This is a genomic window from Phocicoccus schoeneichii (assembly GCF_014635565.1).
GTDB lineage: Bacteria > Bacillota > Bacilli > Staphylococcales > Salinicoccaceae > Phocicoccus > Phocicoccus schoeneichii.
In genome coordinates, this window is the sequence record NZ_BMDB01000001.1 from 742,051 (window position 1) to 754,706 (window position 12,656).

The window sequence follows — 12,656 nt, forward strand, 5'->3', positions numbered from 1 at the left end:
ATTACAACGGTTTCTCAAGGATTATGATAATGATTTCACATGTTTGTTGCCTGTGTACAACTTCACAAACTCTTTGGACATTTTGACCAAAAAGCCGAATCGAGACAAAAAAACCGCTCGTAGCGGTTTTTTTGCTATTCTTTGATTAGTTTTTCGAACTGCTCTAGCTTTTCTTCAAAGAATTTCATTGCATTTTCGATTGGTTCTGCAGTTGTCATGTCTACTCCAGCATTCTTAAGAATTTCAATTGGATAGTTTGAAGATCCTTTTTTCAAGAATTCGTTAATATAACGTTCTGCTACTTCGCTTCCGCCTTCCAGTACTTGTTTTGAAAGACTTGCTGCTGCTGAGTATCCTGTTGCATATTGATATACATAGTAATTCATATAGAAGTGAGGAATTCTCGCCCACTCACGTGAGATATACTCATCATATGATACAGCATCTCCGTAATATTTCTTGTTTAATTCACCATAAATTTCATTTAATTTACCTGCAGTAAGTGGTACACCGCTTTCTTTTAGGCTATGAATTTTGTGCTCGAATTCAGCAAACATTGTTTGACGGAACACTGTTCCACGGAAACCTTCTAATTGTTCGTTTAATAAGTACAGTTGTTTTTTCTTGTCATCTAACTTGTTGTACATGTAATCAGCAAGAAGTGCTTCGTTAAATGTGCTCGCTACTTCTGCTACGAAGATTGAGTAACCTGAAATATTAGCAGGTTGATTTTTACGGCTGTAGTAACTATGAACTGAGTGTCCAAATTCATGCGCTAACGTAAATAAGTTATCAACGTTGTCTTGCCAGTTCATTAGGATATATGGATTTGTTCCATAAGTACCTGATGAGTATGCACCAGAACGTTTACCTTTGTTCTCATAGATATCTACCCAGCGGTTGTCTAATCCTTCTTTAACGATTGATACGTATTCATCACCAAGTGGTTGTAATGCGTTTAACATCCACTCTTGTGCTTCTTCATACGTCATTTTAAACTCTTCATTCACAAGCGGTGTGTAAATGTCATACATCTTGAGTTCGTCAAGACCCAGTAATTCTTTACGCAATTCAGTATATCTGTGTAATAAATGTAAATTATTGTTTACTGTTTCAACAAGTTGATCATATACCGCTTCAGGAATATGGTTATTTGCTAAAGCTTGTGCTCTTGCTGATTCATAACCACGTGCATTACTACTGAAGATATGTGCATTCACAACACCCTCAAGTGTCTTGCTCATCGTGTTTTCAAATCCCTGGTATGCTGAATAAAGATTCTCGTATGCCGATTGACGTAATTCACGATCGCTTGATTTTAATAAGTCGACAAATGTACCTTGAGTTACAGAATACTCTTTTCCATCTTTGTCTTTAGCCTTATCAAAAGTTAAATCCGCATTATTAAACATCATGTATGTTGACGTTGGTGTAGATAAAACTTCGCCCGCTTCAGCAAGTAGCTTTTCCTCTTTGTCACTTAACACGTGAGGACGACGCTTATTAATTTTTTCAATATCTAATTTGAAGTCTTTAAATGATTCGTCCGCAGCCCACTCTGTTAAAGTGTCCGCATCAATTTCCATTAGCGTTGGTAGAAAGAAACTCCATGCAGAGGATAATTTCACTCCTAGTGAACGTGCACGTGACTCTAAGTTACTGTAGACATCATTTGAAGTATCTTGGTCATGTTTAAGATGTGCATATACATAAACCTTACCGAAATCTATATCTATGTCACGCTCGAGCTCTAGTGCTTCAAGCAATACTTCTTTAGAATCAAAACCTGATTTAAACTTTTCTTCTTCACCGATTCTAGATTCAATATTTTTCAGCGCTTCTTCCCACGCTTCATCTGATTCAAAAATCGTTGTGAGATCCCATGTATTTTCTAGTAGTTGATCTTCACGTTTCATTAATTCTGACATTCTAAATCCTCCAAACATTCTCTTGATAACTTAATTTTCTCAATATAATATATGATTGGCAAGTTATTCATTCGAAATTCGAAGTATTTTTTTAAAATCATATAGCAAACCATTTGCAATATCTTTACTTGTGAGATTTGTATTTACTTTCCGTAGCGTAATATATTCTAAAAACGCATGATAATCAAACGATTTATTCTTAATATGATAGTAGAGATACAACTTCCATTCTAGTTGCGGTTCTTCTATAAAACGCTCAAATGGAGTCAAATACATGAATAGTGTTGGGAGTTCATCAGCTGTTAATTGTAGTAAATATAGATAGCTTAACGTCTTATTTCGAACACTACGCATCATTCTAGCTCTTTTAATTTCATTATCGATAAAAACACGGTCCATTTTAATAAACTCGTAAATGTCTTCTACTGGTCTGATGAGATCATGATAAGAAATCTTCTTTTTCTCATAACGCCATCTCATGCCTCCAACATTCCCAATCACCCGATACATGTAAAATGTCATTGTCTCACTATCCACAGTGAATAGGTGAAATTGATTCAAAGTAGAAATTTGAAAATGACTCAAGTAAATCGTGTCATTTTTAGCAACAATCCCTGAATCATCATGAATCCATCGAACATCAATACCGAGTGTCTTATATCCATTTGTGCGATCCATTATTAGGGATGGTGAAATTTTAGAAAGTTGAATTTCTAGGGCTACACTGCATTCAACTAAACAATCTGGAATTTGTTCTATCTCTTGTAGATAATACTCTAACCTCACATCGTAATTTGGTTTTAACATCAAATAAAGATTGTTTTTTAATTTTAAATGTAGTGGAGATTCTCTTCTATATAAATACCTCTCACACATATTTATGTTTTGGTGAGAAAAATGTGCGATTTTTATATCACCTCGCTTTACAATCACTTCACTCTGACATACGGGGCAATAATATTTTTTGGATCTAGATGCATGAATGGCTTCTATTTCATTTCCAACTTCATCTATCGCAATAAACATAAAAAACCCTCCTTATACATATATACATGTAAAAGGAGGGTTTGCTTTTTTACGCTGCAAATTTATTTCTCACCATGCGTCTAACGTTGTTAGATAACAGTGTTTTTCCATATTCCATTAGTACTTCTTCAGTAGTATGCGTTAAATTCGCATACTCTAATAGATGTACGCGTGTTTGTTCACGTTTTTCATCAGAAATTTGTTTTCCAAAGTATATTAGGAAATAATACTTTCCTTCATATGTGATAAACAAATCGTCATATAACGTTTCGTCTTGTTCTTGGTGATATGCATAATCGATTAAGTCATCGAATTCGTCAAACTCAACAATTAGTGGTTTTCTATAGAGGTTATGAGAACCTAGTTCTTTATTTAACATACGTTTCACGCGTTCAAGATCAGTATGGTCAATCTCACCTGTCTGTTCTTCTTGTAACGTCTCTTCAAGGAAATTAGTAATTTCATCATGGTCTAACCCGAGCTGGCCTTTTTGAATGCCAATAGACTCAGGGTGTTGTTGTGATTTTGAAACAGTTACTTCAAGTCCTTTATCAAACGCTTGAACTTGAATCCATAACGGACCTTCATTAATGAATTCGACTGTGTGTTCATCTTTAACTTCGTCCATGAGCTGCCAGAAAAATTCTTCTCCGCGTCTCTTATTCATCCATAATTCTTCTCTATCGAAGCCACGAGATTCTATATCTTGATAAGTAATATAGAATTTGAGTGTCGAGTCATCTATTCGCTCTATTCTCATTTTGACTCACTCCCTACTCTCATCTAGTAACATTTATTATACGTGAAATTAACTAAATTTCCACAATAACGAGTTATCATTCTATACCCATTAAAAAAGCGTCTGTAAACATGAGCTACAGGCGCTTTTCTATATCATATCATTATTCTATTACTCTGCTAGTTTTTTTGCTTCTTCTAGGTGTAACGTTCTTACTGTACGTGGTAAGAACCTACGAATTTCATCTTCGTTATACCCTACTTGTAATCGTTTGTGGTCAAGGATGATTGGGCGTCTTAACATGCCTGGGTTGTCCATGATTAAATCATAAAGTTTATTCATTGGAAGGCTATAAATATCCACATTTAACTTCTGGAATGCTTTTGAACGTGTAGAGATAATTTCATCAGTACCGTCTTCTGTCATTCTCAGGATCGCTTTAACCTCGTCTAATTTTAGGGGTTCTGAAAAAATGTTTCTTTCAGAATATGGAATGTTATGCTCCTCTAGCCAAGCTTTTGCTTTACGACACGATGTACAGCTAGGTGAAGTAAATAATGTTACCATATACTTACACTCCCATTTCTTTCGAATATTTGTATAGTTATACCCAATATTCGGTTGTATTAATCAGTATTATAGCAATATCTATCTCTGATTACTTATTATTATACTGCCTGAACATTAAAATAGTATGAGAATTTGTTAAAAAGTTTGAAAACATTATGTCTTTATGATAAATATGTATCGTTGATTGAAATGATTATTCGTATTAAACTAAATATAATAAGATTTTTAAGGAGTATATGATGAAAAAATTATTTTCAGGAATTCAACCAAGTGGCGTTCCAACAATTGGTAACTATGTTGGTGCAATCAGCCAATTCGTTGAAATGCAGCATGACCACGAATCATATTTTTGTATCGTTGATTTACACGCGATCACTTCGCCTCAAGATCGTCTTAAACTGAGAGAGAATACTAAACTCTTAGCAGCTATTTATCTTGCATCAGGACTTGATCCTAAAAAAGCAACACTTTTTATTCAAAGTGAAGTTCCCGCCCATGCAGAGGCAACTTGGATGCTTCAGACAATCAGCTATATGGGTGAATTAGAGCGCATGACTCAATTTAAAGATAAGTCTCAAAAAGCTTCTAAAAAAGAAGGTATCCCTGTTGGGTTATTCACATATCCTACTCTAATGGCAGCTGACATTTTACTATATAATGCAGATGTTGTACCTGTTGGCGATGACCAATCTCAACATTTAGAGCTAACAAGAACTTTAGCACAGCGTTTTAACCATCATTACAATGATATCTTTACCTTACCTGAAACGAAGCTACCAGAATTCGGTGGACGTATCATGAGCTTACAAGAACCAACTAAAAAGATGAGTAAAAGTGATGAGAATCAGCGTGGGTTTATCTCGCTAATGGATGATCCTAAAGCAGCAGCGAAGAAGATTAGAAGTGCCGTGACAGATTCAGATATGGTTGTTAAATATGATAGAGAAAATAAACCAGGCATCACAAACTTACTTGAAATTTATTCTATCTTTGCAAAAAAATCAGTTTCTGAATTAGAAGCGATGTACGAAGGTAAAACTTATGGTGACTTTAAAAAAGATTTAGGAGAGGTCATTGAGGCATTCTTAACTGAATTCCAAGAAAAAGTAAATTATTACCTGAATTCAGACGAATTAAATGACATTTTAGACGAAGGTCGGGACAGAGCAATTAAAGTTACGTCACGTACTTTAGAAAAAATGAATCGTGCTATGGGTCTAGGAAGAAAACAAAGACGATAAAAACACAATAAAACTCTCATTCTTAAGAATGAGAGTTTTATTTTTTAGCTATTCATTGTTGATTTAATTTCTGCTTTAACTTCTTCTAATTCTCTTTCAACATCAATGGCAGGTTTCTTAGTAACTAAGCTCACAAAATATGCCACAAATAAGTTAATAAAGAATCCCGGTACAATTTCATACAAGTTAAAGAATTCATAAGTTTCACCAAGTGGTTTCACCCATACAATCCATACGAGTACTGTAACTGCACCAGCAACCATACCACTGACTGCACCAGTTCTTGTTAGATTCTTCCAATATAATGAAAGGAGTACAAGTGGTCCAAATGCGGCACCAAATCCTGCCCAAGCGTTACCTACAAGGTTTAAAATTGTATCGTTTGGAGTCCAAGCTAAGAAAATCGCAACAATTGCTACGACAAGTACAGATAAACGTCCAACAAGTAAGAACTCTTTACGACGATCTTCTGTTGGTGATTCTTTACGGAACAGTTTATAAAAGTCTTCAGTTAATGAACTAGACGTTACAATTAATTGTGAAGAAATCGTACTCATTATTGCCGCTAAGATTGCTGCAAGTAAGAAACCACCAACTAGTGGATGGAATAATACTTGTCCCATTAAGATAAAGATTGTTTCTGGATCTTTTATTACTACGTCTTGTGCATCAACAAATGCGATACCTGTTAAACCAACTAACACCGCACCTAATAAGCTAATTGCCATCCAGCTAATACCAAAACGGCGCGCTGTTGGTAGCATTTTTACGCTTTTAATCGACATAAAACGTACGATGATATGTGGTTGACCAAAATATCCAAGTCCCCATGCAATAAATCCGATAATACCTATTACAGTAGTTCCTTTAAACCAATCTAAGTTTGTTGGTTCGAGGCGCGCTGCATCCCCTAAAGTATCTAATCCGTTTAATTGCATCATCGTTACGATTGGAACCATAACCATAGCGATTAACATAACTACACCTTGGAAGAAATCCGTCAGTGATACTGCAAGATAACCGCCAATAAATGTATAGAAAATAACGATTGCTGCTACTAAAATTAATCCATAATGATATTTAAGACCAAAAGCACTTTCAAAAAGTTTCCCGCCTGCTACCATACCTGAGTTCACATATAGTGTGAAGAATACAACAATGATAAGCCCTGCTAAAATCTTAATCGTATTAGACTGATCATCTAAACGGTTTTTAAAGAATTCAGGAAGTGTTATCGAGTTATTCGCTTTTTCTGTGTAAACTCGAAGTCTAGGTGCAACTACAAAGTAGTTTATGTACGCACCAAGTGTTAGACCAATTGCAATCCATGATGCGGATAGACCTATTGAGTATACTTCCCCTGGTAGACCCATGATCATCCAACCACTCATGTCTGCTGCACCAGCTGATAGAGCGGTTACATAAGGTCCAATATTTCTCCCACCAAGCATGTACTCATCAAGATCCCCTGTTGAGTTTTTGTATGCGTAATACCCAATACCTAAAAGGATAATGAAGTATAACGCAATCATGATATACGTCTGCCACGATTGGTGAACCATGTCGGACATCGTAGAAACATTTAGTAAATACATGTTCTTTCTTCCCCTTTTCTTTGAAACATATTTCTATTGTACATAGTGTGGAAGCGTTTTAAAATAGGTATAAAAATATTCCAACACTAAAATTACACTTTTAGTGTTGGAATACGATTATTCTGTATATTTTGCGAATACTAAAGTTGCGTTGTGACCACCGAATCCAAGTGAATTCGATAATGCGTAGTTAATATCTAAATCTTCTGGACCATCTTTAACAAAATCTAAATCAAGTTCTGGATCTTGATTGCGTAAGTTAATTGTTGGGTGAATTCTACCCTCTTCAATTGATTTCGCTGCAATGATCGCTTCTACTCCACCAGTACCGCCAAGTAAGTGGCCCATCATTGATTTTGTAGAGTTGATTTTTAGTTTATATGCATGCGCTCCAAATACTGCTTTAATTGCTTTTGTTTCAAACTCATCGTTAAATGGAGTAGACGTACCGTGTGCGTTGATGTATTCAACATCAGTGATGTCAATTCCAGCATCTTTCATTGCTTCTTTCATCGCACGTTGACCACCTTCACCTTCAGGTGCTGGTGCAGTTACATGGTATGCATCTCCTGTTGTACCGTAACCAACGATTTCCGCATAAATTTTAGCTCCGCGTGCTTTCGCGTGTTCAAGTTCTTCAATTACTAAGACTCCAGCACCCTCACCCATTACAAATCCATTTCGATCTGCTGAGAATGGAATTGATGCATTTTCAGGATCATCACTTAATGAAACTGCGCGAGCAGCTTGGAATCCTGCAACACCCATGTTTGTGATTGGAGCTTCCGTACCACCAGTAATCATCATGTCTGCTTGACCACGAGCGATAATTTTATAAGCATCACCGATTGAGTTTGTACCTGTAGCACACGCTGTAACAGTAGCTCCATTCGGTCCTTTTGCACCCGTACGGATAGACACTTGACCACTTGCCATGTCTGGAATCATCATAGGTACGAAGAAAGGACTTACTCTTGATGGACCACGATCAACGAGTTGGCGTAATCCGTCTTCAAGAGTTTGAATTCCGCCGATACCAGAGCCGATCCATACCCCAATACGATCAGCGTTCTCGTCTGTAATCTCAATACCAGAGTCTTTTACTGCTTCGTCTGCTGCAATAATCGCATATTGAGTAAATCGATCCATACGGCGAGATTCTTTACGATCAATGTAATCTTCAACATTAAAGTTTTTAAGTTCCCCAGCAACTTTTACTTTAAATTCTTCTGTGTCAATACGTGTGATTGGACCAATACCATTGACCCCTTTTAATGCATTTTCCCAAGTTTCTCTTGCTGAATTACCGATGGGCGTTAATGCGCCTAAACCTGTAATTACTACTCTACGCTCTGTCATTAGACCGTATCCTCCTTATTTTTTCCCCATGTAAGACAGATTGAACCCCAAGTGAGTCCGCCGCCGAATCCTACAAGAACAATATTGTCTCCATCTTTTAATTTATTATTATCATATTCATAAGCCATGCTTAATGGAATACTTGCTGCTGAAGTATTTCCAAATTTATCTACTGTTTTACTCATCTTTTCAACTGGAATTCCCATGCGTTTTCTTGCTGATTCCATAATACGTATATTTGCTTGGTGAGGGATAAACATATCGATGTCTTCTGATGTGAGTCCAGCTTTTTCAGTTACACTTACGCTAGATTGTCCCATAATACGAACTGCAAACTTAAATACTTCTCTGCCGTTCATTTGAAGGTAATTCGTATCTTTATCATCATATAGCCACTTGCCACCTTCACCATTAGACCCGAGTTCAAATGATTTAATACCATAATTTTCACTTACAGGCCCGAGTACAACTGCTGCTGCTCCATCACCAAATAAAATAGCAGTGCTTCTGTCATCAAAGTCGGTAATCTTAGTCAACTTATCTGCGCCAATTACAAGTATATGTTTATAAGTACCCGCTTTTATAAACTGCATACCCGTGATCATACTATAAATAAATCCTGTACACGCTGCAGCTTGGTCAAAAGACGGCACATGATTTAAACCAAGTGCATGTTGTACCAGGTTTGCTACAGTTGGAAAATGATGATCTGGAGTTGACGTTGCCACAATGACCATATCGATCTCAGATTTATTTAATCCAGAATCTTTTATAGCCGCTTCTGCAGCTTTAATTGCTAAGTCACTTGTATCCATATCTTCTGCAAAACGACGTTCTTTAATCCCTGTCATTTCAGTAATCCACTCATCAGAAGTATCTAAGATTTTTTCAAAATCTTCATTTGTAAATACTTTATCAGGCACATAACTACCAATACCTATAATACCCACATTAGACATATACTCACACCTTATTTCGTTTTTATTACTAGGTACTAATTTATCACAAAAATGTCGAAAATTCAAATAAAAAAGAGCTGAGTACTATGTACTCAGCTCTTTCTAACTCAGATTATTCGTCTACACCTACGCGGTAAAGAAGAGTATCTTCGTTAAATCCGTATTCTTCGCTCCAGTTTTTAACTCTCTCGTTAACTGGGATTACGTAAGCACGGTATAATGTTGGAATTACAGGCATTTCTTCAACCATAAGTTCTTGCCATTGGTTGTAAATGTCTTTACGATACTCAATGTCAAATGCATCTGTTGAGTTACCTTTCTTAAGAAGGTCATCGTTCTCTTCAGTTGCGTAACGTGGATAGTTGAATGAAGCTTTTCTGCCGTATAGACCAGATGGGTCAACGTCAGAGCCTACACCCCAAGCACCCTGATAGATATCGATTTCTGGATCATCTTTACCAACCATGTCGTAGAATGTGTTGAACTCGATTAAACGTCCGTTAGACTTAACAACGTTTAAGCCGATTTCTTTCCAAGACTGAATGTAGTAGTTAGCAAGTGGTTCTGCTGTGTCTCCACCTGACATAGAAGCAAACTTGATTTCAAGTTTTTCACCGTCTGGATCTTCAACAAATCCGTCGCCATCAACATCTTCGTAACCAGCATCAGCTAAAATTTGTTTTGCTTTTTCTGGATCGTATTCAGGTACTTCAACCTCTGTATGCCAGTTTTCATGGTAAGGAGTGATTAAAGAAGTAGCTTTCCAACGTAAACCGTGGTAGAACTTGTTACCTACAGCATCGTTATCCATTGCATGCCACATAGCACGACGTAATTCTTTGTCACCCATTTTCATTTCTTCTGGCTTATAGTTAACTTCGTTTTTGTCTGCATCCCATTCACCAAGTTTGAATCCGATGTAAGTGTAAGCGCCATCGATGTTCGCTAACCAATTAACGCCTTCCATTTCAGAAACATCAGGGTATTGGTCTGTTGGGAATGAAAGTGCAACGTCAACGTCGCCTTTTTCAACTGCATCAGCGATAGAAGATGAAGGAATAACTTTGATGTCGATTCCATCCATTCCTGGCTCGCCTCTCCAGTAATCTTCGAATTTCTCAAGAACGATTGCTTCACCTGAAGTAATTGACTTAACTTTGTAAGGTCCAATACCGATTGGGTTTTTACGCGTTTGGTCAGAAGCAGCCATGTCTTTAACTTCTACGCCTTCATAGTAGTGTTTAGGGAATGCATATGCCCAGAATCCACCAGCTGTAAGTGAAGGTGCAAGTTCTTTGTATGTGAATACTGCTGTTTTGTCGTCTTTAACCTCGATACCAGAGATTGATTCAGCTTCTCCAGCTTGGTATTCTTCATAACCTTCGATTAATGTGAAACCTTCGTCAGATCCACGAACACCGTCGTAGTCTGGGTGACCAATTACTTCATAAGAAGCAACGTAGTCTTCAATTGTTACAGGTGTACCATCATGCCACTTTGCATCGTGAGCAAGTGTGAATGTAACTGTCTTAGCATCCTCGTCCACTTCGTATGTAATTAATCCATCTTGTGTGTATTGGAAGTCTGCATCCATTGAGAATACCGCTTCATCAAAGTAACCGATCATAGTAGCATCAGGTGAACCTTGATAGAACGCCCAGTTTAATGTACCTTCAAAAGGTGTGTCTGAAGTATAACCAACTTTTAGTGTACCAGTACCAGATGGGTCTCCGGTATTAGCAACCGTTTGGTCGAAATCTTCATACGAGAATTGTCCTTCAGTAGACTTTTCTTCAGTCTTGTCTGAAGTATCCTTATCGTCTTTCTTCTCGCCCTCATCTTTACTATCTCCGCCACCACATGCAGCCAAGATAAGTACTAATGAAAGCATTGCCGCGAATAAAATTCGTGACCAGGCACTTTTAGTCATCTTGTTTCCTCCTTTATTTAAAAAAGATAACTCATATTCGTACGATGTACGAATACATTACAGGTAACAATTACCTTAATATGAATATTATCATAATTGTCTGATTAATCAAGTTTAATTTTGATAATATTCAAAATACTTTTACAGATATAAGCAATGGTGTAATTATTTTATGTATCTTATATCTATAAACTCATTATACTATAAAAAACAATAAATGTAATCGTTTTCTTATAAATATTTTAAAAATATAAAAAGTTTGAAAAAATAAAAAAAGAGATCCAATTGGATCTCTTTCTTTGTATTATGCATTACGTTGTCTAGCGTCTCCTGCACGTCTCATAGCTTCCCCTACGTTACGCACACATAACATAAGAACTAAGATTAGGATTGCGGCAGGTGCCCAAATCCATGGTCTATGACGTAATGTTTGTGTTTGAGTTGCATAACTCATGAGTGTACCGAGAGATGGTGTATCTTCAGGGAAACCGAATCCGATGAATGATAGACCGGACTCAATACCGATGTTACCCGCTAAGTTAAGCGTTGCGTTAACAATAATAATACCTACTAAGTTTGGCAATAATTGTGTAAAGATAATCTTAATATGTGAGCTTCCGAGTGTTCTTGATGCGTTGATGTAATCCAGTTCTTTCTCTTGAATCGCTACTGAACGAATCAGACGTGCAGTACCTACCCAAAGGAAAGCAGCCATGATTAGTGAGAAACTAAGGATGTCATAGTCTGGTGAAATAGTAACGTAAACGATAATAACCATTAAGAATGGCAATACCATGAAGAAGTCTACGATACGCATCATAATGTTATCGATGTGGCCACCGAAGTAACCTGCAACGACTCCATAAACGACACCGAACCCTACTGAAATTCCTGTAACTAAGAATCCGATAGCAAGCGAGTTTCTTGTACCAATAATCAATTGTCCAAAGACGTCACGTCCACCGTAGTCTGTACCTAAACGGAATGTATCTCCAGGTGGTTCGTTAATTGCAAATAAGTCTACAAATACTATCTCAGATTGCTTCAGGAATAACGTAAGTCCAAACACATAAGATGTGATTACGACCAGAATAATGAAACTGAACAATGCAAGTTTGTCATGTATAACTTCTTGAATCAAGATCCTCCAACCTGGTGTTGAACGCGGTAATGACTCCTGATCAATTGCCCCATGTCCTTCACCACTCGCGCCTGGATTTGCTTGCATATGTGTGTCAATGTCATGTGGAGTTGCATCTGTACGATCTTTGCTGAATGAGTCATTTTTAGTTGAATGAGTTTTTTCGTG

At 37.0% G+C, this 12,656-nt stretch carries 10 protein-coding genes; 1 reads left to right on the forward strand and 9 read right to left on the reverse strand.

Translation table 11 applies throughout. The features are described from left to right. Nucleotides 1-134: 134 nt before the first annotated feature. The 4 genes from pepF to spxA all read right to left on the reverse strand — a co-directional run bounded on the left by pepF (nt 135) and on the right by spxA (nt 4,260). On the reverse strand, nt 135-1,928 hold the full coding sequence (pepF, locus tag IEU51_RS03830; RefSeq protein ID WP_186085531.1) for an oligoendopeptidase F: 1,794 nt from the start codon (nt 1,926-1,928) through the stop codon (nt 135-137). A gap of 63 nt (nt 1,929-1,991) precedes the next feature. Then, the gene (locus tag IEU51_RS03835) at nt 1,992-2,954 is read right to left on the reverse strand and encodes a competence protein CoiA (protein WP_186085529.1); all 963 of its coding nucleotides are present in this window, start codon (nt 2,952-2,954) and stop codon (nt 1,992-1,994) included. Between the two features lie 49 nt (nt 2,955-3,003). After that, the gene (locus IEU51_RS03840; RefSeq protein ID WP_186085527.1) at nt 3,004-3,714 is read right to left on the reverse strand and encodes an adaptor protein MecA; all 711 of its coding nucleotides are present in this window, start codon (nt 3,712-3,714) and stop codon (nt 3,004-3,006) included. Nucleotides 3,715-3,864: 150 nt separating this feature from the next. Next, a complete protein-coding gene (gene spxA, locus IEU51_RS03845) occupies nt 3,865-4,260 on the reverse strand; it encodes a transcriptional regulator SpxA (RefSeq protein ID WP_186085525.1) in 396 nt (131 codons plus the stop codon). 242 nt (nt 4,261-4,502) lie between these two features. Between spxA and trpS the strand changes: the two genes are divergently transcribed. Continuing rightward, nucleotides 4,503-5,504: a tryptophan--tRNA ligase gene (gene trpS, locus IEU51_RS03850; RefSeq protein WP_186085523.1), complete on the forward strand. Its 1,002-nt coding sequence runs from the start codon at nt 4,503-4,505 to the stop codon at nt 5,502-5,504. A gap of 44 nt (nt 5,505-5,548) precedes the next feature. Here the strand turns inward: trpS and putP are convergent, their stop codons facing one another. The 5 genes from putP to IEU51_RS03875 all read right to left on the reverse strand — a co-directional run bounded on the left by putP (nt 5,549) and on the right by IEU51_RS03875 (nt 12,575). After that, a complete protein-coding gene (putP, locus tag IEU51_RS03855) occupies nt 5,549-7,099 on the reverse strand; it encodes a sodium/proline symporter PutP (RefSeq protein WP_186085520.1) in 1,551 nt (516 codons plus the stop codon). Nucleotides 7,100-7,216: 117 nt separating this feature from the next. Further along, the gene (gene fabF, locus IEU51_RS03860) at nt 7,217-8,458 is read right to left on the reverse strand and encodes a beta-ketoacyl-ACP synthase II (protein WP_186085517.1); all 1,242 of its coding nucleotides are present in this window, start codon (nt 8,456-8,458) and stop codon (nt 7,217-7,219) included. Next, complete coding sequence (locus IEU51_RS03865) at nt 8,458-9,417, reverse strand: beta-ketoacyl-ACP synthase III (RefSeq protein ID WP_186085514.1); 960 nt, start codon at nt 9,415-9,417, stop codon at nt 8,458-8,460. Before IEU51_RS03865 ends, fabF begins: the two co-directional genes overlap by 1 nt. A 112-nt stretch (nt 9,418-9,529) precedes the next feature. Further along, the gene (locus IEU51_RS03870; protein WP_186085511.1) at nt 9,530-11,347 is read right to left on the reverse strand and encodes an oligopeptide ABC transporter substrate-binding protein; all 1,818 of its coding nucleotides are present in this window, start codon (nt 11,345-11,347) and stop codon (nt 9,530-9,532) included. A 304-nt stretch (nt 11,348-11,651) separates the two neighbouring features. Beyond that, entirely contained in the window at nt 11,652-12,575 is a 924-nt protein-coding gene (locus tag IEU51_RS03875; protein ID WP_186085677.1) for an ABC transporter permease, read from the reverse strand. Nucleotides 12,576-12,656: the final 81 nt, after the last annotated feature.

Coding starts and splice junctions, on each gene's coding strand:
- pepF (WP_186085531.1), bottom strand. CDS start 1,928: ATGTCAGAATTAATGAAACGTGAAGATCAACTACTAGAAAATACATGG.
- IEU51_RS03835 (WP_186085529.1), bottom strand. CDS start 2,954: ATGTTTATTGCGATAGATGAAGTTGGAAATGAAATAGAAGCCATTCAT.
- IEU51_RS03840 (WP_186085527.1), bottom strand. CDS start 3,714: ATGAGAATAGAGCGAATAGATGACTCGACACTCAAATTCTATATTACT.
- spxA (WP_186085525.1), bottom strand. CDS start 4,260: ATGGTAACATTATTTACTTCACCTAGCTGTACATCGTGTCGTAAAGCA.
- trpS (WP_186085523.1), top strand. CDS start 4,503: ATGAAAAAATTATTTTCAGGAATTCAACCAAGTGGCGTTCCAACAATT.
- putP (WP_186085520.1), bottom strand. CDS start 7,099: ATGTATTTACTAAATGTTTCTACGATGTCCGACATGGTTCACCAATCG.
- fabF (WP_186085517.1), bottom strand. CDS start 8,458: ATGACAGAGCGTAGAGTAGTAATTACAGGTTTAGGCGCATTAACGCCC.
- IEU51_RS03865 (WP_186085514.1), bottom strand. CDS start 9,417: ATGTCTAATGTGGGTATTATAGGTATTGGTAGTTATGTGCCTGATAAA.
- IEU51_RS03870 (WP_186085511.1), bottom strand. CDS start 11,347: ATGACTAAAAGTGCCTGGTCACGAATTTTATTCGCGGCAATGCTTTCA.
- IEU51_RS03875 (WP_186085677.1), bottom strand. CDS start 12,575: ATGCAAGCAAATCCAGGCGCGAGTGGTGAAGGACATGGGGCAATTGAT.